The 25,533-nt window shown below is 65.6% G+C and carries 24 protein-coding genes and 1 riboswitch; of the genes, 12 read left to right on the top strand and 12 right to left on the bottom strand.

Annotated features, from left to right (window positions below):
• The 3 genes from LT948_RS19320 (at window position 1) to bifA (ending at window position 3,775) form a co-directional block, all read left to right on the top strand.
• Complete coding sequence (locus LT948_RS19320) at window positions 1-603, top strand: LysE/ArgO family amino acid transporter (protein WP_073657115.1); 603 nt, start codon at window positions 1-3, stop codon at window positions 601-603.
• Window positions 604-949: 346 nt separating this feature from the next.
• Window positions 950-1,531 carry a superoxide dismutase [Fe] gene (gene sodB / locus LT948_RS19315; protein ID WP_003094005.1) on the top strand — a complete coding sequence of 194 codons (582 nt, stop codon included), beginning with the start codon at window positions 950-952 and terminating at the stop codon, window positions 1,529-1,531.
• A 180-nt stretch (window positions 1,532-1,711) separates the two neighbouring features.
• Window positions 1,712-3,775: a cyclic-di-GMP phosphodiesterase BifA gene (gene bifA / locus LT948_RS19310; protein ID WP_003094007.1), complete on the top strand. Its 2,064-nt coding sequence runs from the start codon at window positions 1,712-1,714 to the stop codon at window positions 3,773-3,775.
• On the opposite strand, the gene LT948_RS19305 is transcribed toward bifA, so the two are convergent.
• Both LT948_RS19305 and LT948_RS19300 read right to left on the bottom strand, forming a co-directional pair.
• Window positions 3,776-4,678 (bottom strand): GIDE domain-containing protein, encoded by a 903-nt coding sequence (locus tag LT948_RS19305; RefSeq protein ID WP_009315955.1) that lies wholly within the window; start codon window positions 4,676-4,678, stop codon window positions 3,776-3,778.
• Between the two features lies 1 nt (window position 4,679).
• The gene (locus tag LT948_RS19300; protein WP_003134692.1) at window positions 4,680-5,252 is read right to left on the bottom strand and encodes a LemA family protein; all 573 of its coding nucleotides are present in this window, start codon (window positions 5,250-5,252) and stop codon (window positions 4,680-4,682) included.
• 193 nt (window positions 5,253-5,445) lie between these two features.
• Here LT948_RS19300 and LT948_RS19295 point away from each other — a divergent pair, with 193 nt between their 5' ends.
• The 7 genes from LT948_RS19295 to pncB all read left to right on the top strand — a co-directional run bounded on the left by LT948_RS19295 (window position 5,446) and on the right by pncB (window position 16,383).
• On the top strand, window positions 5,446-6,786 hold the full coding sequence (locus tag LT948_RS19295) for an imelysin family protein (RefSeq protein WP_003112765.1): 1,341 nt from the start codon (window positions 5,446-5,448) through the stop codon (window positions 6,784-6,786).
• A 162-nt stretch (window positions 6,787-6,948) separates the two neighbouring features.
• A complete protein-coding gene (locus LT948_RS19290) occupies window positions 6,949-8,370 on the top strand; it encodes a di-heme oxidoreductase family protein (protein ID WP_003102642.1) in 1,422 nt (473 codons plus the stop codon).
• Between the two features lie 9 nt (window positions 8,371-8,379).
• Window positions 8,380-9,444, top strand: a complete 1,065-nt coding sequence (locus LT948_RS19285) for an imelysin family protein (RefSeq protein WP_023100210.1) — start codon at window positions 8,380-8,382, stop codon at window positions 9,442-9,444.
• Between the two features lie 10 nt (window positions 9,445-9,454).
• Window positions 9,455-10,549, top strand: a complete 1,095-nt coding sequence (locus LT948_RS19280) for a DUF1513 domain-containing protein (RefSeq protein ID WP_033956643.1) — start codon at window positions 9,455-9,457, stop codon at window positions 10,547-10,549.
• 169 nt (window positions 10,550-10,718) lie between these two features.
• Window positions 10,719-11,849 (top strand): multidrug efflux RND transporter periplasmic adaptor subunit MexV, encoded by a 1,131-nt coding sequence (gene mexV, locus LT948_RS19275; protein ID WP_003102651.1) that lies wholly within the window; start codon window positions 10,719-10,721, stop codon window positions 11,847-11,849.
• A gap of 50 nt (window positions 11,850-11,899) precedes the next feature.
• Window positions 11,900-14,956, top strand: a complete 3,057-nt coding sequence (gene mexW / locus LT948_RS19270) for a multidrug efflux RND transporter permease subunit MexW (protein ID WP_003110732.1) — start codon at window positions 11,900-11,902, stop codon at window positions 14,954-14,956.
• 137 nt (window positions 14,957-15,093) lie between these two features.
• Entirely contained in the window at window positions 15,094-16,383 is a 1,290-nt protein-coding gene (pncB, locus tag LT948_RS19265) for a nicotinate phosphoribosyltransferase (protein WP_232197111.1), read from the top strand.
• A gap of 124 nt (window positions 16,384-16,507) precedes the next feature.
• On the opposite strand, the gene LT948_RS19260 is transcribed toward pncB, so the two are convergent.
• The 5 genes from LT948_RS19260 to LT948_RS19240 all read right to left on the bottom strand — a co-directional run bounded on the left by LT948_RS19260 (window position 16,508) and on the right by LT948_RS19240 (window position 20,170).
• A complete protein-coding gene (locus tag LT948_RS19260; protein ID WP_003102660.1) occupies window positions 16,508-16,750 on the bottom strand; it encodes a hypothetical protein in 243 nt (80 codons plus the stop codon).
• Entirely contained in the window at window positions 16,747-17,451 is a 705-nt protein-coding gene (locus LT948_RS19255; protein WP_003094029.1) for a lipopolysaccharide kinase InaA family protein, read from the bottom strand. Before LT948_RS19255 ends, LT948_RS19260 begins: the two co-directional genes overlap by 4 nt.
• Window positions 17,452-17,453: 2 nt before the next feature.
• Entirely contained in the window at window positions 17,454-18,137 is a 684-nt protein-coding gene (locus tag LT948_RS19250) for a class I SAM-dependent methyltransferase (RefSeq protein WP_003094031.1), read from the bottom strand.
• A 79-nt stretch (window positions 18,138-18,216) separates the two neighbouring features.
• Window positions 18,217-19,497 carry a sensor histidine kinase gene (locus LT948_RS19245; RefSeq protein WP_003094037.1) on the bottom strand — a complete coding sequence of 427 codons (1,281 nt, stop codon included), beginning with the start codon at window positions 19,495-19,497 and terminating at the stop codon, window positions 18,217-18,219.
• Window positions 19,487-20,170, bottom strand: coding sequence for a response regulator transcription factor (locus LT948_RS19240; protein WP_003094039.1), 684 nt, complete (start codon window positions 20,168-20,170; stop codon window positions 19,487-19,489). Before LT948_RS19240 ends, LT948_RS19245 begins: the two co-directional genes overlap by 11 nt.
• Before the next feature lie 216 nt (window positions 20,171-20,386).
• Between LT948_RS19240 and LT948_RS19235 the strand changes: the two genes are divergently transcribed.
• Window positions 20,387-21,181, top strand: a complete 795-nt coding sequence (locus LT948_RS19235) for a phosphatase PAP2 family protein (RefSeq protein WP_023126540.1) — start codon at window positions 20,387-20,389, stop codon at window positions 21,179-21,181.
• Here LT948_RS19235 and LT948_RS19230 read toward each other — a convergent pair.
• A complete protein-coding gene (locus tag LT948_RS19230; protein WP_003094048.1) occupies window positions 21,124-21,453 on the bottom strand; it encodes a DUF190 domain-containing protein in 330 nt (109 codons plus the stop codon). The genes LT948_RS19235 and LT948_RS19230 overlap by 58 nt on opposite strands.
• Window positions 21,454-21,472: 19 nt before the next feature.
• Complete coding sequence (gene crcB, locus LT948_RS19225; protein ID WP_003094051.1) at window positions 21,473-21,856, bottom strand: fluoride efflux transporter CrcB; 384 nt, start codon at window positions 21,854-21,856, stop codon at window positions 21,473-21,475.
• 64 nt (window positions 21,857-21,920) lie between these two features.
• Window positions 21,921-21,983: riboswitch (Fluoride riboswitch) on the bottom strand.
• A 102-nt stretch (window positions 21,984-22,085) separates the two neighbouring features.
• On the opposite strand from crcB, the gene LT948_RS19220 reads away from it, so the two are divergent.
• Window positions 22,086-22,772 carry a ParB-like protein gene (locus LT948_RS19220; RefSeq protein ID WP_023092845.1) on the top strand — a complete coding sequence of 229 codons (687 nt, stop codon included), beginning with the start codon at window positions 22,086-22,088 and terminating at the stop codon, window positions 22,770-22,772.
• Between the two features lie 55 nt (window positions 22,773-22,827).
• Here the strand turns inward: LT948_RS19220 and groL are convergent, their stop codons facing one another.
• The 3 genes from groL to LT948_RS19205 all read right to left on the bottom strand — a co-directional run bounded on the left by groL (window position 22,828) and on the right by LT948_RS19205 (window position 25,478).
• Window positions 22,828-24,471 carry a chaperonin GroEL gene (groL, locus tag LT948_RS19215; protein ID WP_003094059.1) on the bottom strand — a complete coding sequence of 548 codons (1,644 nt, stop codon included), beginning with the start codon at window positions 24,469-24,471 and terminating at the stop codon, window positions 22,828-22,830.
• Between the two features lie 50 nt (window positions 24,472-24,521).
• Window positions 24,522-24,815 (bottom strand): co-chaperone GroES, encoded by a 294-nt coding sequence (locus LT948_RS19210; RefSeq protein ID WP_003094064.1) that lies wholly within the window; start codon window positions 24,813-24,815, stop codon window positions 24,522-24,524.
• A gap of 195 nt (window positions 24,816-25,010) precedes the next feature.
• Window positions 25,011-25,478: an FxsA family protein gene (locus tag LT948_RS19205; protein WP_003094066.1), complete on the bottom strand. Its 468-nt coding sequence runs from the start codon at window positions 25,476-25,478 to the stop codon at window positions 25,011-25,013.
• Window positions 25,479-25,533: the final 55 nt, after the last annotated feature.

The raw sequence follows: 25,533 nt of genomic DNA, 5'->3' as shown, positions 1-25,533 counted from the left end.
ATGTGGCAGAGCTATCTCAACGGCATCCTGGTGGCTGCCGGCCTGATCATCGCCATCGGCGCGCAGAATGCCTTCGTCCTCGCGCAGAGCCTGCGCCGCGAGCATCACCTCTCGGTGGCCGCGCTCTGCGTGTTCTGCGACGCGGTGCTGGTCAGCCTCGGCGTGTTCGGCCTGGCCAAGCTGCTGCTGGAAAACCCGACGCTGCTGGCCATCGCCCGCTGGGGCGGGATCGCCTTCCTGACCTGGTATGGGCTCAAGGCGCTGCTTCGCGCGTTGCGCCCGGACGCTCTCGGCAACGTCGCGGAAACCGGGCCACGCTCGCGCAAGGCGGTGCTTCTGGCGGCACTGGCGGTCACCCTGCTCAACCCCCACGTCTATCTCGATACCGTACTTCTGATCGGTTCGCTCGGCGCCCAGCAGGCCGCGCCGGGCGCCTATGCCCTCGGCGCGGCCAGCGCCTCGCTGATGTGGTTCTTCGCCCTCGCCCTCGGCGCGGCGTGGCTGGCCCCCTGGCTGGCGCGCCCGGCCACCTGGCGCCTGCTCGACCTGATGGTGGCGGCCATGATGCTGGGCATGGCCGCGCAACTGCTGTTCCGGGGATAACGCGGTTTCCGTCTTCCCGAGCGAACCCTCGCGCCGCCAGGCAGTCCAGAGAGAATGCGGCGGTGTTCGCCGGCGAGCTTGCAGAAGCCCGTCGCAGCGCGCCGCCGCCGGCCTTTGCCCCTACAGTTGCTGCGTGGATATGCCCCGACACGAGTGCTATGATCCGGAGTTCGCGGCACTGGGAGCCTAGGCTCCGAGTCGCACCCGGCGCCCTTTCCGGAGCGCTCCGCCGAACGTCCCCCCGGGGATCCAGGACGGGCTCCCGGACAGGCATCGGACCGGCCCCGTGAACCGGTCGCGCGCTAGCCGCGCCAGTCCTGACCTGAGGAAGAATAGGAGAGACACCATGGCTTTCGAATTGCCGCCGCTGCCTTACGAAAAGAACGCCCTTGAGCCGCACATTTCCGCAGAAACCCTGGAATACCACCACGACAAGCACCACAACACCTACGTGGTGAACCTGAACAACCTGATCCCGGGCACCGAGTTCGAAGGCAAGAGCCTCGAAGAGATCGTCAAGAGCTCCTCCGGCGGCATCTTCAACAACGCCGCCCAGGTGTGGAACCACACCTTCTACTGGAACTGCCTGAGCCCGAACGGCGGTGGCCAGCCCACCGGCGCCCTGGCCGACGCCATCAACGCCGCCTTCGGCTCCTTCGACAAGTTCAAGGAAGAGTTCACCAAGACTTCCGTCGGCACCTTCGGTTCCGGCTGGGGCTGGCTGGTGAAGAAGGCCGACGGCTCCCTGGCCCTGGCCAGCACCATCGGTGCCGGCAACCCGCTGACCAGCGGCGACACCCCGCTGCTGACCTGCGACGTCTGGGAACACGCCTACTACATCGACTACCGCAACCTGCGTCCGAAGTACGTCGAGGCGTTCTGGAACCTGGTCAACTGGGACTTCGTAGCGAAGAATTTCGCTGCCTGAGTCTGATCAGAACCACGAAAAAGCCCGGCATTCGCCGGGCTTTTTCGTTTTAATCTGCGGTCCAGGAGCCATCGTCTACCCTCAGGAACTGGTAGACCTTCGCTCGTGATAGCCTCTTGAGGTAAACAAGCTCTTCCTACCGGCTTGTCTTTCGCCCTGGCGACGAACAAGGAAGGCCCCTTGAAACTGGACTCCCGACACAGCCTCTCGCTCAAGCTGCTGCGTGTCGTGCTACTGGCGGCGCTGGCCGTTGGCGTAGTGCTCAGTTGCGCGCAGATCGTCTTCGACGCCTACAAGGCCAAGCAGGCGGTGAGCAGCGACGCCCAACGCATCCTCGCGATGGTCCGCGACCCTTCCACCCAGGCGGTCTACAGCCTCGACCGGGAAATGGCGATGCAGGTCCTCGAAGGCCTGTTCCAGCACGAGGCGGTGCGCCAGGCGAGCATCGGCCATCCCGGCGAGCCGATGCTGGCGGAGAAATCCAGGCCGCTGCTGGACCTGCCGACGCGCTGGCTGACCGACCCGATCCTCGGCCAGGAACGCACCTTCAGCATTCGACTGATCGGCCGCCCGCCCTATAGCGAATACTACGGCGACCTGAAGATCACCCTGGACACCGCGCCCTACGGCGAGAACTTCGTCACCACTTCGGAAATCATCTTCATCTCCGGCATTCTCCGCGCCCTGGCCATGGGCCTGGTGCTGTTCCTGGTCTACCACTGGATGCTGACCAAGCCGCTGTCGAAGATCATCGAACACCTGGTCAGCATCAATCCCGACCGCCCCAGCCAGCACCAGTTGCCGCTGCTCAAGGGGCACGAACGCAACGAGCTGGGGCTCTGGGTGACCACCGCCAACCAGTTGCTCGCCTCGATCGAAAGCAACAGCCACCTGCGTCGCGAGGCCGAAGACAACCTGCTGCGCATTTCCCAGTACGACTTCCTCACCGGCCTGCCGAACCGCCAGTTGCTGCAACAGCAACTCGACCAGATCCTCGACGGCGCCGGCCGCCAGCAGCGCCGGGTGGCAGTGCTGTGCCTGGGCCTCGACGATTTCAAGGGGATCAACGAGCAGTACACCTACCAGCTCGGCGACCAGCTGCTGATCGCCCTCGCCGACCGCCTGCGCGGGCACAGCGCGCGGCTCGGTTCGCTGGCGCGCCTGGGCGGCGACCAGTTCGCCCTGGTCCAGGCCGACATCGAGCAACCCTACGAGGCGGCCGAACTGGCGCAGAGCATCCTCGACGGCCTGGAAGCGCCGTTCGAGATCGACCAGCACGAGGTGCGCCTGCGCGCCACCATCGGTATCACCCTGTTCCCCGAGGACGGCGAGACCACGGAGAAACTGCTGCAGAAGGCCGAGCAGACCATGACCCTGGCCAAGACCCGCTCGCGCAACCGCTACCAGTTCTACATCGCCAGCGTGGACAGCGAAATGCGTCGCCGCCGGGAACTGGAAAAGGACCTGCGCGACGCCCTGCAGCGCCACGAGCTGCACCTCGTCTACCAGCCGCAGGTGGACTACCGCGACCACCGCGTGGTCGGCGTCGAGGCACTGCTGCGCTGGCAACATCCGTTGCACGGCTTCGTCCCGCCGGACCTGTTCATCCCGCTGGCGGAACAGAACGGCAGCATCTTCAGCATCGGCGAGTGGGTGCTCGACCAGGCCTGCCGGCAGTTGCGCGAATGGCACGACCAGGGCTTCGACGACCTGCGCATGGCGGTCAATCTTTCCACCGTGCAGCTCCACCACAACGCCCTGCCACGGGTGGTCAGCAACCTGCTGCAGGTCTACCGCCTGCCGGCGCGCAGCCTGGAGCTGGAAGTCACCGAGACCGGCCTGATGGAGGACATCTCCACTGCCGCCCAGCACCTCCTCAGCCTGCGCCGCGCCGGCGCGCTGATCGCCATCGACGATTTCGGCACCGGCTATTCCTCGCTGAGCTACCTGAAGAGCCTGCCGCTGGACAAGATCAAGATCGACAAGAGTTTCGTCCAGGACCTGCTGCAGGACGAGGACGACGCGACCATCGTTCGCGCCATCATCCAGCTCGGCAAGAGCCTGGGCATGCAGGTGATTGCCGAGGGCGTGGAAACCGCCGAGCAGGAGGCGTACATCATCGCCGAAGGTTGCAACGAAGGTCAGGGCTACCTGTACAGCAAGCCGCTGCCGGCCAGGGAACTGACCCAGTACCTCAAGCAGGCGCGACGCCTGAGCCAGGCCACCAGCAGCGAACGGCCCTGATCAGAACAGGCGGCTGAACAGCCAGCCCGCCAATAGCGCGCTGCCCAGGCAGAGCAACGCGGCCCCCGCCGCCTGGCGGCGCAGTTGCACGGCGAGATCGTCCTCGCCCTGGCTGGAGAGAATGAAGGGATGCGCCTCCCCCGGCTTGCCGAGCCGGTGGCGGGTCGGCGCGGCGCTGCTTGCCCGATGCCGATCCTCGGCCTCCAGCCGTGCCGCCAGGCGCACCCGGTTCCATTCGCGCTCGTCCAGCTCGCCGTTGCCGTCGCTGTCGAAGCGCGCCAGCAGGCCGTGGAAATCGCCCTTCCATTCACGGATCACCGCACCCTGCTCCCGTTCGGCATCGAGTCCCTGGCGACCGCCACCGCTGCTGCGGAATTCGCCCAGCGCATAGAGCGGCTCGCCGGCATGCAGGCGCTCCTCGGTGTAGCGGTAGAGCCGCTCTCCGCCGACCAGGGTGCCGAAGCTCTCCAGCAGTCGCAGGGTATCGATCGGTGCTTCGCGAAAAGCCTCCCAGCGCTGCTGGGTCAAGGGTCGCACCTCGGCGCCGCGTGGGTCGACCAGGCAGGCATCGGTGGCATCGCGCAAGCCGAATGGCGACTCGCTGGCACCTTTGTCGACGGTGCGCCAGGCCTTCTCGCGGCCGCTGCGCTTTTCCTCGACTTCGATGCGGTAGCGCCACCACAGGCACGGCTTGCCAGTCAAGGGAGCCTGCAGCGGGCCTTCCGGGCCCTCCTCGAGCACCCCGTAGAGTTCGACGAAACCCTGCGCCGCCGAACGGATCCGCGAGGTCGGTACGTCGCCGAGCAGACGCGCCCGGGCAAGGCGGTGCACGAACTGCCAGCCGGCCCAGGCGCAGAGCCCCAGGCTGGCGGCGATGAACAGCCAGCGCAGGTCGAAGTCCATCTCAGCCGAACAGGGCCTTGAGATCGACGTCGACCTTCTCCGCCTCGCTGAACTGCAACAGCTCGGCGGCCTTGAAGCCAGCGACACGAGCGATCAGCAGGTCGGGAAATTGCTCGATGCGCACGTTGTTCAGGTTCACCGCCTCGTTGTACAGCTCGCGGCGATCGGCGATCCCGTTCTCCAGGCCGCTGATGCGCTGGGAAAGGAACTGGAAACTTTCGTTGGCCTTGAGCTGCGGGTAGTTCTCGGCCAGCGCGAAGAGCTGCCCCAGGCCGGCGCGCAGGCCGCTCTCGGCCTTGCCCAGGGCATTCACGTCGGCGCGCTCGCGGGCGCTGGCGACGGCGTTGCGGGCGGCGATGACCCGCTCCAGGGTGGCGCGCTCGTGCTGCATGTATTGCTTGCAGGCCTCGACCAGCTTCGGCAGCTCGTCATGGCGCTGCTTGAGGAGCACGTCGATGTTGGCCCAGGCCTTGCCCACGGCGTGCTTCAGCCGTACCAGGCCGTTGTAGAGCACCACCGCGTAGCCGGCGAGCAGCAGCAGGACAACCCAGAAAGCGATAGCGGTCAGACTCATGGACGGAGCTCCGGACGAAGATACTGGCATTCTAGCTGCGCCCGACATGTCCAGGCACGACAGCGATCACGCTGCGCCCTTTTCAAAAATGCAAATCTTTCGCATTATGTGGCGGTTTTTTAACGCCCTCGCGGGTGTTTCCGACAAGCGCACGCCGCTTCGGCACGCCACCAATAAAGCAAAGGAATCCGCCATGACTCGTATGCCCCTGGCCACCGCCAGTCTGCTGGCCCTCGCCATCTCCCTCGCCGGCTGCGGCGACGACAAGAAAGCCGAAGCGCCCGCAACACCGGCGGCCAGCACGCAGCCCGCCGCGCCCGCCGCCGCCCCGGCCGCCAAGGTCGACGAGGCCGCCGCCAAGGCAGTGATCAAGAACTACGCGGACCTCGCCGAAGCCACCTTCGCCGATGCCCTGAGCACCGCCAAGGACCTGCAGAAAGCCATCGACGCGTTCCTCGCCAAGCCTGACGCGGAGACCCTGAAAGCCGCCAAGGAAGCCTGGTTCGCCGCTCGTACCCCTTACTCCCAGAGCGAAGCCTTCCGCTTCGGCAACGCGATCATCGACGACTGGGAAGGACAGGTTAACGCCTGGCCGCTGGACGAAGGCCTGATCGACTATGTCGCCAAGGACTACCAGCACGCCCTGGGCAACCCCGGCGCCACCGCCAACATCGTCGCCAACACCGAGATCCAGGTCGGCGAAGACAAGATCGACGTCAAGGAAATCACCGGCGAGAAACTGGCCAGCCTGAACGAGCTGGGCGGTTCCGAAGCCAACGTCGCCACCGGCTACCACGCCATCGAGTTCCTCCTCTGGGGCCAGGACCTGAACGGCACCGGTCCCGGCGCCGGCAATCGTCCGGCCACCGACTATGCCCAGGGCAAGGACTGCACCGGCGGCCATTGCGACCGTCGCGCCGCCTACCTGAAGGCCGTCACCGACCTGCTGGTCAGCGACCTCGAATACATGGCCGGACAGTGGAAAGCCGGCGTCGCCGACAACTACCGCGCCAAGCTGGAGGCCGAACCGGTGGATACCGGCCTGCGCAAGATGTTCTTCGGCATGGGCAGCCTGTCCCTCGGCGAACTGGCCGGCGAGCGCATGAAGGTCGCGCTGGAGGCCAACTCCACCGAAGACGAGCACGACTGCTTCAGCGACGACACCCACCACACCCTGTTCTTCAACGGCAAGAGCATCCGCAACATCTACCTCGGCGAGTACAAGCGCATCGACGGCAGCGTGGTCAAGGGCCCGAGCCTGGCCGACCTGGTCGCCAAGGCCGACGCCGCCGCCAACGACACCCTGAAGGCCGACCTGGCCGACACCGAGGCCAAGCTGCAGGCCATCGTCGACAGCGCCGAGAAGGATGGCGTGCACTTCGACCAGATGATCGCTCCGGACAACAAGGACGGCCAGCAGAAGATCCGCGACGCCATCGCCGCCCTGGTCAAGCAGACCGGCGCCATCGAGCAGGCCGCGGGCAAGCTGGGTATCCAGGACCTGAAGCCGGACAACGCCGACCACGAGTTCTGATTCCTTCCTGCGCCAACAGCGTGCGGCCCATGGCCGCACGCTGCGTTTCAGGGCCTCGAAAGCGGACTTCACGGGCCTTTACAAACGCAAATCCCTCTTATTTTGATTAGCTCCAACTGGTAAGCTTGCGGGCTGTTTCTACGCAGTCCGGGATGTTCGCCGATGTCGTTGCCGTCACCTTCCATGCCGCTCGCCTGTCTCCTGACGGCGCTCCTTCTGGGCGGATGCGGCGCCGACGACGAACCGCTGCGCGCCGAGCCCGGCGAACACCTGTCCGGGGGCGCGACCACGGTGCTGCAAAGCGACCGCAACGCCTTCTCTCTACCCTCCGCCAACCTCGCCCCGAGCCGGCGCCTGGACTTCAGCGTGGGCAACAGTTTCTTCCGCAACCCCTGGGTCATCGCCCCTTCCTCCACCACCGCGCGCGACGGTCTGGGGCCGCTGTTCAATACCAACGCCTGCCAGAACTGCCATGTGAAGGACGGTCGCGGCCACCCGCCGGGAGCGGACGCGGTCAGCGCGGTGTCGATGCTGGTACGCCTGTCGATCCCGGCCGGCCCTGCGGACGGCAAGACCCTGTTGCACCAGGGGGTGATTCCCGAGCCGACCTACGGCGGCCAGTTGCAGGACGTCGGCATTCCCGGCGTCGCCCCGGAAGGCAAGGTGCGGGTGGACTACGAGCCACTGAAGGTGAGGTTCGAGGACGGCACCGAGGTCGAACTGCGCAAGCCGATCCTGCGTATCAGCCAGCTCGGCTATGGGCCGATGCATCCGCAGACGATGTTTTCCGCCCGCGTCGCCCCGCCGATGATCGGCCTCGGCCTGCTCGAGGCGATTCCCGAAGAGGCGATCCTGGCCAATGCCGATCCGGACGACCGCAACGGCGACGGTATCCGCGGGCGCGCCAACCAGGTCTGGGATGCCGCACGGCAGCGCACCGCGCTCGGCCGCTTCGGCTGGAAGGCCGGCCAGCCGGATATCCCGCAGCAGAACGCGCACGCCTTCGCCAACGACATGGGCCTGACCAGCAGCCTGCTGCCCCACGACGACTGCAGCGCCGCCCAGGTCGAGTGCCGCCGGGCGCCCGACGGCGGCGAGCCGGAAGTCAGCGACAACATCTTCGCCCAGGTGCTGTTCTACAGCCGCAACCTGGCGGTCCCGGCGCGGCGCAAGGTGGACGACCCGCAGGTGCTGGCCGGCAAGCGTCTGTTCGCCCAGGCCAACTGCGTGGCCTGCCACGTTCCCGCCTTCACTACCGGTTCCGACGCCAGCGAGCCGGAGCTGGCCAACCAACGGATTCGTCCCTATTCCGACCTGTTGCTGCATGACATGGGCGACGGCTTGGCGGACAATCGCCCGGAATTTCTCGCCAGCGGGCGGGACTGGCGAACCCCGCCGCTATGGGGCATCGGCCTGACCGAAACGGTCAACGGCCACACCCAGTTCCTCCACGACGGGCGCGCCCGCAATCTGCTGGAGGCGATCCTCTGGCACGGCGGCGAAGCCGAAGCGGCCAAGCGGCACGTGCTCGGCTTCGACGCCGACCAGCGCAGCGCCCTGCTGGCCTTCCTGAATTCACTCTGAGGAGCCCACATGTTCCGCCCACGACTGCTCTTGACCAGCCTCGCCATCGCCCTCGGCGCCTGTTCGCCGCAAGACCCGCAGGCCGTCACCAGTGCCGCCCTGGCGCAACAGGTGATCCTGCCGACCTACAGTCGCTGGGTGGAGGCCGACCAGGCCCTGGCCAGCAGCGCCCTGGCCTACTGCCAGGGCAAGGAAGACCTGGCCAAGGCCCGCGACGCGTTCCACGCCGCGCAGAAGGCCTGGGCCGAGCTGCAACCGCTGCTGATCGGCCCGCTGGCCGAGGGCAACCGCGCCTGGCAGGTGCAGTTCTGGCCGGACAAGAAGGATCTGGTCGGGCGCCAGGTCGAACAGTTGCTGAAGAACAACCCGCAGGTCGACGCCACGGCCCTGGCCAAGGCCAGCGTGGTGGTGCAGGGGCTCTCCGCCTACGAATACATCCTCTTCGACAGCAAGATCGACCTCGCCGACGCCGCCACCAAGGCCCGCTATTGCCCGTTGCTGGAAGCCATCGGCACCCACCAGCAGCAACTGGCCCAGGACATCCTGGCGCGCTGGAAAAACGACGGCGGCATGCTCACCCAGATGAGCAAGTTCCCCAACGACCGCTACGCCGACGCCCACGAGGCGATCGCCGAGCTGCTGCGGGTCCAGGTCACCGCCCTGGACATGCTGAAGAAGAAACTCGGTACTCCGCTGGGCCGGCAGAGCAAGGGCATTCCCCAGCCCTACCAGGCCGAGGCCTGGCGCAGCAACGCCTCGCTGGCCAGCCTGGACGCCAGCCTGAGCGGCGCCCAGGCGCTCTGGGAAGGTATCGACGGCAAGGGCCTGAAGACCCTGCTGCCGGCCGAACAGAAGGCCCTGGCCGGCAAGATCGACGCCGCCTACGCCGACAGCCACGCGAAGCTGGCGGCGCTGGAACAGAAACCGCTCTCCGAACTGCTCGCCAGCGAAGACGGGCGCAACCAGCTCAACGCCCTCTATGACAGCCTGAACGTGGTCCACCGCCTGCACGAAGGCGACCTGGCCCGCGCCCTCGGCGTGCAACTGGGCTTCAACGCCAACGATGGCGACTGAGGTCGGCACCATGCTGCGACGTCATGTGATCGGCCTGGGCAGCCTGCTGCTCGGCGCCTTGTCCTTCGGCGGCTGGAGCTTCAGCCGCCAGGGTAGCCAACCGCTGGTGCTGTCGGCGCGCGACGACGCCGATGGCCAGCATTACGCGGTGGGCTACCGCCTGGACGGCAAGTGCCAGTTCGCCACCCGCGTGGCCCAGCGCTGCCACGACATCGTCCAGCACCCGAGCCTGCCGCTGGCGCTGTTCGTCGCCCGCCGGCCAGGCACCGAAAGCTACCTGATCGACCTGAACGACGGTCGCCTGCTGCAGACCCTGGTCTCGCAGAAAGACCGCCACTTCTACGGCCACGGCGTGTTCCACCAGAGCGGCGAATGGCTCTACGCCACCGAGAACGACACTACCGATCCCGGTCGCGGCGTGCTCGGCGTCTACCGTTTCGACGGCGAGCGACTGCAGCACAGCGGCGAGATATCTACTCACGGCCTCGGGCCGCACCAGGTTTCCTGGATGCCCGACGGCGAGACCCTGGTAGTGGCCAACGGCGGCATTCGCACCGAGGCGGAAAGCCGGGTCGAGATGAACCTCGACGCCATGGAGCCCAGCCTGGTGCTGATGCGCCGCGACGGCAACCTGCTGTCCAAGGAAACCCTGGCGCAGCAGATGAACAGCGTCCGCCACCTGGCGATCGGTCGCGACGGCACCATCGTCGCCGGCCAGCAGTTCATGGGCGATGCCCACGAACATGCCGACCTGCTGGCGATCAAGCGCCCCGGCTGTCCCTTCGAAGCCTTCCCGGTGGCCGAGGAGCAGCGCCTGGCGATGGCCCAGTACACCGCCAGCGTGGCGATCCACGACGACCTGCGCCTGGTGGCCCTGACCGCCCCGCGCGGCAACCGTTTCTTCATCTGGGACCTGGACAGCGGTGCCGTACGCCTCGACGCGCCGTTGCCGGACTGCGCCGGCGTGGGCGCGGTGAAGAACGGCTTCGTCGTCACGTCCGGACAGGGCCGTTGCCGCTTCTACGACTGCCAGGGCGAGCGCATTGCCGCGCAACCGCTGGAGCTGCCTGCCGGCCTCTGGGACAACCACTTGCACCTGGCCTGAGAGCGCGGCATCAACCTCTCGCCATACCGGTCCGCGAAAGTCGGAAGCGACCTGCAACACGCTTGAAATCTTTCGCCAATCCTGTGCTTTGACAAGCCTTGAAAGCTGCACGTAATGTGTCGGATTCGCCCCGAAACGGGGCGCTCTCGGCATACCAGGGACCAGGATTATGTTGCTCCGCCGCATGTTGATCATGCTCGCCGCGGTGATCGCCGTGGTGGCGATTCTCGCCGGCTACAAGGTCTACTCCATCCGTCAGCAGATCGCCCTTTTCAGCGCACCGAAACCGCCGATCAGCGTGACCGCCAGCCTGGCCGAAAAGCGTCCCTGGCAGAGCCGCCTGCCAGCCATCGGCAGCCTCAAGGCATTCCAGGGCGTGACCCTCACCGCCGAAGTCTCCGGCACGGTACGCGACGTACTGTTCCTTTCCGGCGACCAGGTGAAGCTGGACCAACCGCTGATCCAGCTGGAAAGCGACGTCGAGGAAGCCACCCTGCGCACTGCCGAGGCCGATCTCGGCCTGGCCAGGGCCGAGTACCAGCGCGGCCGCGAACTGATCGGCAGCAAGGCCATCTCGAAAAGCGAATTCGACCGTCTCGCCGCGCAGTGGGCCAAGACCAGCGCCACCGTCGCCGAGCTGAAGGCGGCGCTGGCGAAGAAGCGCGTGCTCGCGCCCTTCGCCGGGACCATCGGCATCCGCCAGGTGGACGTCGGCGACTACGTCTCGCCCGGGACGCCGATCGCCACCTTGCAGGACCTTTCCACCCTGCTCCTGGATTTCCACCTGCCCGAGCAGGACTTCCCCCTGCTCAGCCGCGGCCAGTTGGTGAAGGTCCGGGTCGCCGCCTACCCCGGCCAGGTGTTCGACGCCGAGATCGCCGCCATCAACCCCAAGGTCGACAACGAGACCCGCAACCTGCAGGTCCGCGCCGCCCTGGAGAACCCGGACGGCAAGCTGCTGCCGGGCATGTTCGCCAACCTCGAGGTGATGTTGCCTGGCGAGGAACAACGCGTCGTGGTGCCGGAGACGGCGATCACCTTCACCCTCTACGGCGACTCGATCTACGTCGTCGGGCAGAAGAAGGACGAGCAGGGCCAGGTGTCGAAGGATGACAAGGGCCAGCCGCAACGGGTCGTCGAGCGCCGCTTCGTCAGGATCGGCGAACGCCGCGAAGGCCTGGCGGTGGTGCTCGAAGGCCTGGAGGGCGGCGAGCAGGTAGTGACTTCCGGGCAACTGAAGCTCGACAACGGCGCCGCGGTGGCCATCGTCGCCGAGCGGGACCTCCAGCAAGAGCACTGAGTCGCGCGCCTTCCCGCTCCAAGGCGGAAGGCTTGCCAAGGGACTGAAACATGGCTTTTACCGATCCGTTCATCCGTCGTCCGGTCCTGGCGAGCGTGGTCAGCCTGCTGATCGTCCTGCTCGGCATGCAGGCCTTCAGCAAGCTGGTGATCCGCGAGTATCCGCAAATGGAGAACGCGCTGATCACGGTGACCACGCTCTACGCCGGAGCCAACGCGGAGACCATCCAGGGCTACATCACCCAACCGCTGCAGCAGAGCCTGGCCAGCGCCGAAGGCATCGACTACATGACCTCGGTGAGCCGGCAGAACTATTCGACCATCTCCATCTACGCGCGGATCGGCGCCAATACCGATCGCCTGGTCACCGAGCTGCTGGCCAAGTCCAACGAAGTGAAGAGCCAACTGCCGCCGGACGCCGAGGACCCGGTGCTGCAGAAGGAGGCCGCGGACGCCTCGGCGCTGATGTACATCAGCTTCTACAGCGAGCAGATGAACAACCCGCAGATCACCGACTACCTGTCGCGGGTGATCCAGCCCAAGCTGGCGACCCTGCCCGGTATCGCCGAGGCGGAGATCCTCGGCAACCAGGTGTTCGCCATGCGCCTGTGGCTGGACCCGGTGAAGATGGCCGCGTTCGGCGTCACCGCCGGCGAGATCAACCAGGCGGTGCAGCAGTACAACTTCCTCGCCGCCGCCGGCGAGGTGAAGGGCCAGTTGGTGGTCACCAGCGTCAATGCTTCCACCGACCTCAAGTCGCCCCAGGCCTTCGCCGCCATCCCGGTGAAGACCGACGGCGACCGCCGGGTGCTGATGGGTGATGTCGCACGGGTCGAACTGGGCGCCGCCAGCTACGACGCGATCAGTTCGTTCAATGGGATTCCCTCGGTCTACATCGGCATCAAGGGCACGCCCAGCGCCAACCCGCTGGACGTGATCAAGGAAGTGCGGGCGAAGATGCCCGAACTGGAAGAGCAATTGCCGCCCAACCTCAAGGTGTCCATCGCCTACGACGCCACGCGCTTCATTCAGGCCTCCATCGATGAAGTGGTGAAGACCCTCGGCGAGGCGGTGCTGATCGTCATCGTGGTGGTGTTCCTGTTCCTCGGCGCGTTCCGTTCGGTACTGATCCCGGTGGTGACCATTCCGCTGTCGATGATCGGCGTATTGTTCTTCATGCAGGCCATGGGCTACTCGATCAACCTGCTGACCCTGCTGGCGATGGTCCTGGCCATCGGCCTGGTGGTGGACGACGCAATCGTGGTGGTGGAAAACATCCACCGCCACATCGAGGAGGGCAAGCCGCCCTTCGAGGCTGCCCTGGAGGGCGCGCGGGAGATCGCTGTACCGGTGGTCAGCATGACCATCACCCTCGCCGCGGTCTACGCGCCGATCGGCTTCCTCACCGGCCTCACCGGCGCCCTGTTCAAGGAGTTCGCCTTCACCCTGGCCGGCGCGGTGATCATTTCCGGGATCGTCGCCCTGACCCTGTCGCCGATGATGTGCTCGCGCCTGTTGCGCCACGAGGAGAATCCCTCGGGCCTGGCACATCGCCTCGACCTGATCTTCGAGGGCCTGAAGCGACGCTACCAGCGCGCCCTCCACGGCACCCTGGACACCCGTCCGGTGGTCCTGGTGTTCGCCGTGCTGGTACTGGCGCTGATCCCGGTGCTGCTGATGTTCACCAAGAAGGAGCTGGCGCCGGAAGAGGACCAGGGCATCGTGTTCCTCATGACCAACTCGCCGCAAACCGCCAACCTCGACTACCTGAATCGCTACACCGCCGAGTTCGAAGGCATCTTCCGCAGCTTCCCGGAGTATTACTCGGCGTTCCAGATCAACGGCTACAACGGCGTCCAGGCCGGCATCGGCGGCATGCTGCTCAAGCCCTGGGACGAACGCGAAAAGAGCCAGATGGAATTGCTCCATGCGGTGCAGGCGAAGCTCAACGAGATTCCCGGCGTGCAGATCTTCGCCTTCAACCTGCCGTCGCTACCGGGCACCGGCGAGGGCCTGCCATTCCAGTTCGTGCTCAACACCGCCAACGACTACGAGTCGCTGCTGCAAGTGGCGCAACGGGTGAAGCAGCGCGCCAGCGAGTCCGGCAAGTTCGCCTTCCTCGATCTCGACCTGGCGTTCGACAAACCCGAGCTGGTGGTCGACATCGACCGCGAGAAGGCCGCGCAGATGGGCGTCTCCATGCAGGACCTGGGGGTGGCGCTGGCCAGCCTGCTCGGCGAGGGCGAGATCAACCGCTTCACCATCGACGGGCGCAGCTACAAGGTCATCGCCCAGGTCGAACGCCCCTATCGCGACAATCCCGGCTGGCTCGGCAGCTACTACGTGAAGAGCCGCAACGGCCAACTGGTCGCCCTCTCGACCCTGATCGAGACCCACGAACGGGCACGGCCGCGGCAACTGAACCAGTTCCAGCAGCTCAACTCGGCGATCATCTCCGGCTTCCCCATCGTCAGCATGGGCGAGGCCATCGAGACAGTTCAGCAGATCGCCCGCGAGGAAGCCCCGCGCGGCTTCGCCGTCGACTACGCCGGCGCTTCCCGGCAATACGTGCAGGAAGGCAGCGCATTGCTGGTCACCTTCGGACTGGCCCTGGCGATCATCTTCCTGGTCCTCGCCGCACAGTTCGAAAGCTTCCGCGATCCGCTGGTGATCATGGTCACCGTGCCGCTGTCGATCTGCGGTGCGCTGATACCGCTGTTCCTCGGCGTGTCGAGCCTGAACATCTATACCCAGGTCGGCCTGGTGACACTGATCGGCCTGATCAGCAAACACGGCATCCTGATCGTCGAGTTCGCCAACCAGTTGCGCCACGAACAGGGGCTGGAGCGTCGCGAGGCCATCGAGCAGGCCGCCGCGATCCGCCTGCGGCCAGTACTGATGACCACCGCGGCGATGGTGCTCGGGGTGATCCCGCTGATCCTCGCCACCGGCGCCGGGGCGGTCAGTCGCTTCGACATCGGCATCGTGATCGCTACCGGCATGTCGGTGGGCACCCTGTTCACCCTGTTCGTCCTGCCGTGCATCTACACCCTGGTGGCCAGGCCGGATGCTCCGCCAGGCGTGACGCAAGCGGCAAACGCACACTGATCGGAAACGGCGGATAGCGACAACAGCGCTGTCCGCCGGTGCTGTCGCCCCATCCCACAGCCCTCCGGGCGCGATCCTATGTCCGCCGGCAGCCGCCTCCAGTAGACTGCCCGCTGAAACGCAGTGGTGAGACGAGCATGGCCGAGAGCGCTTTTTCCGAACGTATCGTGCAGAACCTGCTGGATACCGACTTCTACAAGCTGACCATGATGCAGGCGGTGCTGCACAACTATCCCAACGCCGAGGTGGAGTGGGAGTTCCGCTGCCGCAACCAGGAAGACCTGCGCCTGTACCTGCCGGCCATCCGCGAACAACTGGAATACCTGGCGGGCCTGGCGATCAGCGACGAGCAACTGGCCTTCCTCGAACGGATTCCCTTCCTCGCGCCGGACTTCATCCGCTTCCTCGGGTTGTTCCGCTTCAACCCGCGCTACGTGCAGACCGGCATCGAGAACGACGAATTCTTCCTGCGCCTGAAAGGCCCCTGGCTGCACGTGATCCTCTTCGAAGTGCCGCTGCTGGCGATGATCAGCGAGGTGCGCAACCGCGCCCGCTACCCGGCCGCCACCGTCGAGCAGGCGCGCGAACGCCTGCAGGAAAAGTTCGATTGGCTGCGCCGGGAGGCCAGCGCCGAGGAACTGGCCGGCTTCAAGATGGCCGACTTCGGTACCCGCCGCCGCTTCTCCTATCGGGTCCACGAGGCGGTGGTGAGCGGTCTGAAGGAGGACTTTCCGGGCTGCTTCGTCGGCACCAGCAACGTCCACCTGGCACGCAAGCTCGACCTCAAGCCCCNGGCGGTGGTGAGCGGTCTGAAGGAGGACTTTCCGGGCTGCTTCGTCGGCACCAGCAACGTCCACCTGGCACGCAAGCTCGACCTCAAGCCCCTCGGCACCATGGCCCACGAATGGCTGATGGCCCACCAGCAGCTCGGTCCGCGCCTGATCGACAGCCAGAGTGCCGCGTTGGACTGCTGGGTCCGCGAATACCGTGGGCTGCTCGGCATCGCGCTGACCGACTGCATCACCACCGATGCCTTCCTGCGCGACTTCGACCTCTATTTCGCCAAGCTCTTCGACGGCCTCCGCCACGACTCGGGCGACCCGTTGCTGTGGGCGGAAAAGACCATCGCCCACTACCTCAAGCTGGGCATCGACCCGCTGACCAAGACCCTGGTGTTCTCCGACGGCCTCGACCTGCCGCGGGCCCTGAAGATCTATCGCGCGTTGCAGGGCCGGATCAACGTCAGCTTCGGCATAGGCACGCATTTCACCTGCGACCTGCCGGGCGTCGAGCCGATGAACATCGTGGTGAAGATGAGCGCCTGCAACGGCCATCCGGTGGCGAAGATCTCCGATACGCCCGGCAAGGCGCAATGCCGGGACCCTGACTTCATCCACTACCTCAAGCACGTGTTCCAGGTCGCCTAGAGCAAGCCTGGCGCGCTGCGGCAAGGTGGCGCATGAGGCCTGGTCCTTATTCGGCCCATGCCTCCGACGATCTCATCGCCCATGAAAAAGCCCCGCCAAGGCGGGGCTTTTTCGACAAGGAGACTCAGCGCGACAGGCTGGCTCCCCCCTGGGAAAGACCGAACATCAGCAGCAGGATGTCCTTGTTCGGCTGGACCTCCTGGCGCGTCGGCCGCTCGGCCTTGAGCGCCGAAGGCGTCGGGCAGTACTCATGACCGCCGCTCATCTGCACCACGTTCGGCGCGGGTTCGTGCCAGGCGGCAGCCGCGGCTGTAGCCACGGCGAGAGCGCCGACCAGCAACAAACCTCGAGTGATTTCTAGTTTCATGTCTGCAACCCTTTGATGGCGCTGCCAAACGCCGTCTGGTAACCATAGATGAAGGCTTGCCACTGCGCGCCAGTCCACGACGAACGGCGCTTCAACTGCTTCAGGTCGTGCTGGGACGCCTTGTTCACCGTAAGGCGGCGGCGGCTCTTCTCCAGGTCGATCAGCGCTACTTCGATGGCCTCGCCCTCGACGCGGACGAAGATGTGCTTCGGATAGAGACAACCGTGCTGCCAGTGGGCGAGATTCATCCGGGCAATGGTAGCGCCGATTTGTTGCAGAATTCTTTGGTGCTTCGCTTCGCCCCAGCGGTCCTGGTCACCGCGCGCATAGCACTCGTCGAGGCTGGAGAAACCCTCCAGGGCTTCGGTCACCAGTAGCGCCTGCCACTGTCCGTCGACTTTGCGGCAGCCGGAATAGACCAGGCGCGGCACGCGAATACCAAGCGACTCGAAGGCCCGTAGCGCATCGCGCTCGCGCATGGCGGTGGGATAGCCGAAAGGGCGCTGCCAGTCGCGGTAGACGTGGCCGGTCTGCTGCTTGCGATAGAGCAGCCGTCCATCGCCGGTGTACACCCGCTGCACGCCGCTGGCCCCGCCGCGCCGCTCGTTGGGCTCCTCGACCCAGCTGCCGGGTACCTGCAACCACTGGTCGATGGCGGAGTCGCCGGAGATACGTTGCAGGGATGCCAGATCGGGAGCCATCGTTATTCCTTTCGCAAGATATAGACCCGCCACATGTGATACAGCGGGATGAAATCGAGATGCTTCTGGACGACGAAGCCGGCGTCGCGGAACTCGCGCTCGACCGTTTCGGCTGGTAACACGAAGCGGTTCTGGTAGCCGGTCTGTTCCCCGTTCGCTACCCGCCGTGCCTCCATGCGCCTACGCTTCCAGGCCTTGAAATTGCCATCGACCCAGAGGGAAAGAATCACGCTGTCCCGCGTGACCCGGTGAAACTCGCGGAGCAGGACGCGTCGATCATCCGCCTCGCCGATGTGGTGGAGCAGCCGCATGCAGAAGATATTGTCCACCGAGCTGTCCGGCAGGTCGATGGCGAAAGCGGAAGTCTGCAAGGGCCGTACCCGTTTCACCACACCGTCCGGCTGGCCGGCGCAGGCGACCGCCAGCATGTCCGCGGAATTGTCGGCGCCGATGATCACCCGGTTGTCCTTTTCCGCCAGCAGCGGCCAGAAGCGTCCGGCGCCGCAGGGCAGGTCGAGCACCAGGTTGGGCTGCCCTGCGAGCTTCAGCGCGTGCCGGGCGAGTTGGACGTCGCGCCGGTGGGAAAGTTTCCGGGCGAGGCCGTCCTGATGCTTCTTCAGGTAGGCCTCAGCATGCTCGCGATCATACTTGTGAGAAAAGTCGAGGTCGACAGGCGGATTGTTCATGACGGGAACTCCAGGATTCATGAGACGAACGGTATGAATCCAGCCGTCAAGCTCGGGTCAAGGGGTGGTGAATTTTTCGTCAAGCAACATCGAGTAAAACTTCGAACCGGCAGCCGTGCGGCTCCACCGCGCTGAGGGTTACGCTCCAGCCCTCGGCCGCGCAGATCCGCTTCACCAGCGAGAGCCCGAGGCCAAGGCCTTCGCCGCGCCCGGAGCTGGAACTGCCGCGAACGAAGGGCATGAAGATGCGTTCGCGTTGTTCTTCCGGGACGCCCGCCCCGGTGTCCTCGACGCTGAAACCATGCTCGTCGAGGGTCAGCGTGATGCTCCCGGCATCGGTGTAGTGGGTCGCGTTGCGTAACAGGTTGCCCATCACCGCGCGCAGCAGTGGCGCGTTGAACTGGCCGGCGCAGGCACCTTCGTTGCGGTAGTGCAGGGTCAGTCCTCGCGCCTCGACCTGTTCGCGCCAGACCTGGACCAGGTCGTCGGCGATGCTCTCCAGGCTACCGTGGGGCGCCAGGCTTTCCTCGCCCTTCTGCGCACGCGCCAGCAACAGGAAGGTTTGCACCAGGTCGCGCATCTCCTCGGTGGCCTTGGTCATCCGCTCCAGTTGGCCACGGGCGCGCGGGCCGAGGCTGGGTTCTTCGGCCAGCAGTTCGCACGAGGTGGCGATGACCATCAACGGCGTACGCAACTCATGACTGACGTCGCTGGTGAACAATTGCTCGCGCTTGAGCGCGTCGCGCAGGCGGCCAAGGGTCTCGTCGAAGGAAGCGGCCAGCTCGCCGACCTCGTCGTTGGCGTAGTCCGGCGCCAACGGCGGCGCCAGACCGAGTAACTGTTCGCGATGCCGCACCTGGCGCGCCAGGCGCACCACCGGCTCCATCACCTTGCGCGCGAGCATCCAGCCAAGCAGGCCGGCCAGGGCGATGCTCAGCACGTAGCCGGTCAGCACCGAGGCGTAGAGCACCTGCTCGCGCGCTTCGAAATCGCTCTGGTCCTGCAGCAGGACGAAACGGCGACCATCGATATCGCGCACCAGCGCATGGAACGACAAGTCGCCCTCGAACACTTCGTGGAAACCGACATCCAGTTGGTCCAGCGCCGGCGGCATGGCGTAGGAGCCCTGGCCGTCGCTGATGAAGAAGCGCATGCCGGGATCGAGCACCGGGTTGCGTCCCTGGGCCAGGTCGTCGCGCAGGATGCGCTCCAGTTCGCCGCCCAGGTCGCGGGAAATCAGGCGCTCCTCGATGATGTGGACCACGCCGACGATGCCGGCGGAGAACAGTCCTCCCACAGCGACCGTCATCAACATGAAGGCGATGACGATCCGGCGGGCGAGGCTCTGCTTATACTCCATTCGGCTCCTCCGCCAGGCGGTAGCCAACGCCATGCACCGTATGCAGCAAGGCCACGGAGAATGGCTTGTCGATCACCTGACGGAGTTGATGGACGTGGCTGCGCAGGCTGTCGCTGTCCGGGCAGTCGTCGCCCCAGACCGCTTCTTCCAGGGCATCCCGGCGCACCACATGGGGGCTCTTCTGCATCAGCACGGCGAGCAGCTTGAGGCCGATCGGGTTGAGCTTGAGCGACTTGCCCGCGCGCTTGACCTCCAGGGTGTCCAGGTCATAGCTCAGATCGGCCACGCTCAGCTCGCGGCGGCCGCCACCCTGGGCGCGACGCAGCACCGCCTCGATGCGTGCGGAAAGTTCGGAAAGGGCGAAGGGCTTGACCAGGTAATCGTCGGCGCCGGAACGAAACCCCTGCAGGCGGTCGTCCAACTGGTCGCGGGCGGTGAGCATGATCACCGGGGTGTCGCGCCGTGCGTCTTCGCGCAGGCGCCGGCACAGGGCATAGCCGTCGATTCCCGGCAGCATCACGTCGAGCACGATCAGATCGTAGTGCTCGGTGGCCGCCAGGTGCAGGCCGGACAGCCCGTCCTGCGCGCAATCCACGGTATAGCCCTTGAGCGACAGGTAATCGGCCAGGTTGGCCAGGATGTCGCGGTTGTCTTCGACCACCAGTATTCGCATGTCCCACTCCTTCGCAGGAAGACCGATCGAGCGCCTCTCGCGCATTTACGGATTCTTCACCGGCGATTCACACCGGCTCTACGCTCGCCACCAGAGACTGCATGGCGTCTTCCATGGCCGCCGATCATAGCGGCTTTGCGGATGCGCACGAACCCCGGCGGTGGATTTAACCAGCGTCGAAGTCAAGAGAACGTCAACGCCAGCGTTGGAGATCGCATGACCCAGGCCGCCGTCCATTCCCCTTCCCGTCCGTTCAACCCCTGGCTGTTCCTCGCCCTGCCGCTGGGCCTGGCGGCACTGCTGCTGGCCTTCGAGCCGGTGACCCTCGACCTCGCCCTGGCCAACCTGATGTACGAGCCGGGCGCCGGCTTCATCGGCCGGCACAGCTGGTTCCTGGAGAACATCCTGCACGACCGGGTCAAGCAACTGGTGATCGCCATCAGCGTCCTCGGCCTGCTGGTCTCCATCGCCGGACTGTTCCACCGGCCATGGCGCGCACTGAGCAGGCCGCTGGCCTATGCGTTCCTCGCCATGAGCCTTGCAGCCAGCATAGTCACTCCGCTCAAGGCGCTCACCGCCGTGCAGTGCCCCTGGAGCCTGGCGCAGTTCGGCGGCGAGGAAACCTACAGTTCGCTGCTCAGCCCGCGGCCGCCGACCGAGCACCCCGGACGCTGCTGGCCGGGCGGGCACGCATCGTCCGGATTCGTCCTGTTCGCGCTGTTCTTCGCCCTGCGCGACCGCAAGCCCAGGCTGGCGCGCTACGCCCTGGCCTTCGCCTTCGCCATGGGCTGCCTGCTGTCGCTGTCGCGCATGCTGCAAGGTGCGCACTTCCTCTCGCACAACCTGTGGACGATGCTGTTCGACTGGCTGATCTGCCTCGGCCTGTACCGCCTGATGCTCTACCGACCGGAGAAGCGAGGACAGCGCAACGGCGGCGCCGACGAAAACCGCGTTCAGGGAGACGGTTCGTCCGCTCCCAGCACGCCGAACTCGATGGGCACCTTCATGTAGAACAGCCGCACGCCGGCCTGGCGGATCGACTCGAACAGCCGTTCTGCCTGCTCGGGATCGACCGCCATGAGGATTTCCTGCGGCTGGTCGGCCAGCTCGAAGAAATGCATCGAATGCAGCCGGCCGCTCTGGCCGAAGCCTTCGCTGGCAGCCAACGCGGTGGCACCGCGCACGCCCAGGCGGCGCGCCTCTTGCAGCAGCCAGTCGCAGATCGGCTGGCCCTGGTGGCAGCGCCCCTGCTGGGTGATGAAGGTCAGTTGATAGCCTTGCATGGTCGGTCCTCCCGCTGCGCTATTTGCCCAGCATCCAGTTCATCGAGAACAACCCCAGCAGAGTCATCAGCAACGAGCCGCTGACGTGCGTCGCGATGGCCCCGGCGGCCCAGCCCAGGCGGCCCTCCTGAAGCAGGCTGACGACCTCGGCGGAAAAGGTGGAGAAAGTGGTCAGGCCGCCGCAGAACCCGGTGATGATAAGTAGCCGCCATTCCGGAGCGATGCCCGGCGCCTGGGCGAAATAGGCAATCGCCGCGCCGATGACATAGCCGCCGACCAGGTTGGCCAGCAGCGTGCCGGGGGGAATGCTGGGCAGCAGGCTGTTCAGCTTTAGCCCGAGGAACCAGCGCAGCAACGCCCCCAGGGCGGCGCCGAGGGCGATGGCGAGAATGGATTTCCACATAGTCCTGTCCTTGTAGGAGCGATTCGGACAGGCGGCAGGCGAGCGCCTACGCGCCTTTCCAGGTTCATGCGTAGGCATCATCAGCCCCAGGGGCGGTTGAAGGAGGAATGCCATCTCCTGTCGGCAAGATTGGCACAAAGCGAGGCACCTATCAAAGGCCGGAGTACGCCGGATCGCCCGAAGCGTGCCAGTCTAGGGAACCTTTCCCCTTCCTTCGCCGGAGTCCCCCATGCGCCCAGCCCTGCTGCTTTGCTGCCTGTTCCTGTCCGCCACCGCCCAGGCCGAGGATTGCTCGCCGCAAACCTCTGTCGGTAGCTGGTGCGAGCTGCCGCTCGCGGCTCTCCACCCGACCCAGCAGAATGTCGGCCTGCTGCAGGTCGAGGATGACCAGGCCAAGCTCGCCGGGAAGAAGCCCAAGGCTCTCGAGCGCTACTTGCGCAAGAAGGAGATTCCGGTGGTGATCGGCCCCGGCGGCCGCTTCTACCTCACCGATCGCCATCACCTGAGTAGCGCGCTCTGGCGCCTGGACCCGAAACAGGGCGTGCCGGTGAAGGTGATCGGCCGGCTACCCCAGGCCAGCGACTTCTGGGAGAAGATGCAGGAAAACCACTGGGTCTGGCTGCACGATGCGCGTGGCGCGGAGATCCCGCCCGAGGCCCTGCCGGACGCTCTCGCCGGGCTTGGCGACGATCCCTACCGCGCCCTGGCCGGCTACGCCGAGGACGAGAACGCCTTCGACAAGGATCGGCAGAGCTATTTCATCGAATTCCACTGGGCGCGCTATTTCGGCGAACGCATGCACTGGCGGCCGATCAGCCGCGCCACTCTGCCCGACGACCTGAAGCAGGCACTGCGCCTGGCCTGCGAACCGGCGGCAAGGGAGCTGCCGGGCTACCGCCAGGACTGCCCGCACTGAGGAATAAAAAAGCCCCGCCGAAGCGGGGCTTTTCCAACCACAGGGGCCGGTCGGCTTACATCATGCCGCCCATGCCGCCCATGCCGCCCATGTCAGGCATGCCGCCCATGGCCGGCTTGTCTTCCACGATCTCGGCAACCATGGCTTCGGTGGTGATCATCAGACCGCCGATGGAGGCCGCAGCCTGCAGAGCGGAACGAGTGACCTTGGCCGGGTCCAGGATGCCCATCTCGATCATGTCGCCGTACACGCCGGTAGCAGCGTTGAAGCCGTAGTTGCCGGAACCCTGCTTGACCTTGTCGACCACTACGCTCGGCTCGTCGCCGGCGTTGGCCACGATCTGGCGCAGCGGCGATTCGACGGCGCGACGCAGCAGGGCGATACCGACGTTCTGCTCCTCGTTGTCACCCTTCAGGCCTTCGATGGCTTGCAGGGCACGAACCAGGGCTACGCCGCCGCCGGGAACCACGCCCTCTTCCACCGCTGCACGGGTAGCGTGCAGGGCGTCTTCGACGCGGGCTTTCTTCTCTTTCATCTCGACTTCGGTGGCAGCGCCTACCTTGATCACGGCAACACCGCCGGCCAGCTTGGCCAGGCGCTCTTGCAGCTTCTCGCGGTCGTAGTCGGAAGTGGTTTCCTCGATCTGCTTGCGGATCTGCAGGACGCGGGCTTCGATATCAGCCTGCACACCGGCGCCATCGATGATGGTGGTGTTTTCCTTGTTGATCACGACGCGCTTGGCGTTGCCCAGGTGCTCCAGGGTAGCGCCTTCCAGGCTCAGGCCGACTTCTTCGCTGATCACGGTACCGCCGGTGAGGATGGCGATGTCCTGCAGCATGGCCTTGCGGCGATCGCCGAAGCCCGGAGCCTTGACAGCCGCGACCTTGACGATGCCACGCATGTTGTTCACCACCAGGGTGGCCAGGGCTTCGCCCTCGACGTCCTCGGCGACGATCAGCAGCGGACGGCCGGCCTTGGCGACGGCTTCCAGCACCGGCAGCATTTCGCGGATGTTGGAGATCTTCTTGTCGACCAGCAGCAGCAGCGGGCTATCCAGCTCGGCAGCCATGGTGTCCGGCTTGTTCACGAAGTAGGGGGACAGGTAGCCGCGATCGAACTGCATGCCTTCGACGACGGACAGTTCGTTTTCCAGGCCCGAGCCTTCCTCGACGGTGATCACGCCTTCTTTACCGACTTTTTCCATGGCTTCGGCAATGATCTGGCCGATGGACTCGTCGGAGTTGGCGGAGATGGTGCCTACCTGGGCGATGGCCTTGGTGTCGGCGCAGGGCTTGGCCAGCTCTTTCAGCTGGGCGACGATGGCCACGGTGGCCTTGTCGATGCCACGCTTCAGGTCCATCGGGTTCATGCCGGCGGCAACGGCCTTCAGGCCTTCGTTGACGATGGCCTGGGCCAGGACGGTCGCGGTGGTGGTGCCGTCACCGGCAGCATCGTTGGCCTTGGAGGCAACGTCTTTCACCAGTTGCGCGCCCATGTTCTCGAACTTGTCTTTCAGCTCGATTTCCTTGGCGACGGAAACGCCATCCTTGGTGATGGTCGGAGCGCCGAAGGACTTGTCCAGAACCACGTTGCGGCCTTTCGGGCCGAGGGTGGCCTTGACGGCATCGGCCAGCACGTTCACGCCGACCAGCATTTTCTTGCGAGCGGAATCGCCGAACTTAACTTCTTTGGCAGCCATGTTCTCTTTCCTCTAAATCGAATTCGGTGAAAACGGAGTGGTGAGACCGATCAGTCTTCCAGGACGGCGAGGATTTCGGACTCGCCCATCACCAGCAGTTCCTCGCCATCGACCTTGATGGCGTTGCTGCCGGAGTAAGGCCCGAAGACCACCTTGTCGCCCACCTTCACTGCCAGAGCGCGCACTTCGCCGTTGTCCAGTACACGACCGGTACCTACGGCTACCACTTCACCGCGGTTCGGCTTCTCGGCGGCGGAACCCGGCAGCACGATGCCGCCTGCGGTCTTGGTCTCTTCCTCGCTGCGACGGATAACGACGCGATCATGCAGAGGACGAAGCTTCATAGTCGTAACTCTCCCAAACAGTGGTTTCCAACGGCCGGATCGAAGTCCGGCGGGTTTTGTTGAAGCCGGCGTTGCCGGGTTGCGACTCGACGCGCGAGCCGCGTAAGACAGCCTGCCCTTGTGGCAGGGACCTTGCGGTGACCGTTACATAAGGTCGCCACAAGCCATTTCAAGGGCATGCAGTGAAAATTTTTTTCAGTTGCGCGAATCGTCGCGGCGCTCGTACTCGCCCTCGATGACGTTCGGCCGCGACGGACCCTGTCCGTAGCGGGCGTTCAGGTCGTCGGCGAAGGCGCGCCGGCGCAGCGCCTGCTGTTCGACGCGGCGGCGCAGGCCGCCGAGCATCAGGCGACGGGTGAAAGGAATCAGGCAGAGGATGCCGAAGATGTCGCTGATGAAACCCGGCAGCATCAGCAGGCCGCCGCCGACGGCGATCAACAGGCCTTCGAGCATTTCCTGCTCCGGCAGTTCGCCACGGGCCAGTCGTTCGCGGGCGCGCCAGGCGGTGGCCACACCGGCCACGCGCAACAATGCGGCACCGATGAAGGCGCTGGCGACGATCAGGAACAGGGTCCAGCCGACCCCGATGACACTGCCGACCTTGATCAGGACGGCCAGCTCGACCAGCGGGAAGAGCAACAGCAGAAAGAGGAAAGCGCGCATTTCAGAGTCCTTGGCGGGGCCCGTTTGCCCCCGGTACCACCAGTAGTTGGCGCCA

It is taken from the genome of Pseudomonas sp. CP-1, assembly GCF_021213715.1.
In the GTDB taxonomy this organism is placed as follows: domain Bacteria; phylum Pseudomonadota; class Gammaproteobacteria; order Pseudomonadales; family Pseudomonadaceae; genus Pseudomonas; species Pseudomonas aeruginosa.
The sequence above is the reverse complement of the archived record's forward strand: the minus strand, read 5'-3'. Positions and strand labels throughout refer to the sequence as shown.

Coding starts and splice junctions, on each gene's coding strand:
- LT948_RS19320 (WP_073657115.1), top strand. CDS start 1: ATGTGGCAGAGCTATCTCAACGGCATCCTGGTGGCTGCCGGCCTGATC.
- LT948_RS19295 (WP_003112765.1), top strand. CDS start 5,446: ATGACTCGTATGCCCCTGGCCACCGCCAGTCTGCTGGCCCTCGCCATC.
- LT948_RS19285 (WP_023100210.1), top strand. CDS start 8,380: ATGTTCCGCCCACGACTGCTCTTGACCAGCCTCGCCATCGCCCTCGGC.
- LT948_RS19205 (WP_003094066.1), bottom strand. CDS start 25,478: ATGCGCGCTTTCCTCTTTCTGCTGTTGCTCTTCCCGCTGGTCGAGCTG.
- LT948_RS19235 (WP_023126540.1), top strand. CDS start 20,387: ATGACCCAGGCCGCCGTCCATTCCCCTTCCCGTCCGTTCAACCCCTGG.
- LT948_RS19240 (WP_003094039.1), bottom strand. CDS start 20,170: ATGCGAATACTGGTGGTCGAAGACAACCGCGACATCCTGGCCAACCTG.
- sodB (WP_003094005.1), top strand. CDS start 950: ATGGCTTTCGAATTGCCGCCGCTGCCTTACGAAAAGAACGCCCTTGAG.
- mexV (WP_003102651.1), top strand. CDS start 10,719: ATGTTGCTCCGCCGCATGTTGATCATGCTCGCCGCGGTGATCGCCGTG.
- LT948_RS19250 (WP_003094031.1), bottom strand. CDS start 18,137: ATGAACAATCCGCCTGTCGACCTCGACTTTTCTCACAAGTATGATCGC.
- LT948_RS19255 (WP_003094029.1), bottom strand. CDS start 17,451: ATGGCTCCCGATCTGGCATCCCTGCAACGTATCTCCGGCGACTCCGCC.
- LT948_RS19300 (WP_003134692.1), bottom strand. CDS start 5,252: ATGAGTCTGACCGCTATCGCTTTCTGGGTTGTCCTGCTGCTGCTCGCC.
- crcB (WP_003094051.1), bottom strand. CDS start 21,856: ATGTGGAAATCCATTCTCGCCATCGCCCTCGGCGCCGCCCTGGGGGCG.
- LT948_RS19220 (WP_023092845.1), top strand. CDS start 22,086: ATGCGCCCAGCCCTGCTGCTTTGCTGCCTGTTCCTGTCCGCCACCGCC.
- LT948_RS19230 (WP_003094048.1), bottom strand. CDS start 21,453: ATGCAAGGCTATCAACTGACCTTCATCACCCAGCAGGGGCGCTGCCAC.
- groL (WP_003094059.1), bottom strand. CDS start 24,471: ATGGCTGCCAAAGAAGTTAAGTTCGGCGATTCCGCTCGCAAGAAAATG.
- LT948_RS19305 (WP_009315955.1), bottom strand. CDS start 4,678: ATGGACTTCGACCTGCGCTGGCTGTTCATCGCCGCCAGCCTGGGGCTC.
- LT948_RS19245 (WP_003094037.1), bottom strand. CDS start 19,497: ATGGAGTATAAGCAGAGCCTCGCCCGCCGGATCGTCATCGCCTTCATG.
- LT948_RS19290 (WP_003102642.1), top strand. CDS start 6,949: ATGTCGTTGCCGTCACCTTCCATGCCGCTCGCCTGTCTCCTGACGGCG.
- LT948_RS19260 (WP_003102660.1), bottom strand. CDS start 16,750: ATGAAACTAGAAATCACTCGAGGTTTGTTGCTGGTCGGCGCTCTCGCC.
- LT948_RS19210 (WP_003094064.1), bottom strand. CDS start 24,815: ATGAAGCTTCGTCCTCTGCATGATCGCGTCGTTATCCGTCGCAGCGAG.
- mexW (WP_003110732.1), top strand. CDS start 11,900: ATGGCTTTTACCGATCCGTTCATCCGTCGTCCGGTCCTGGCGAGCGTG.
- LT948_RS19280 (WP_033956643.1), top strand. CDS start 9,455: ATGCTGCGACGTCATGTGATCGGCCTGGGCAGCCTGCTGCTCGGCGCC.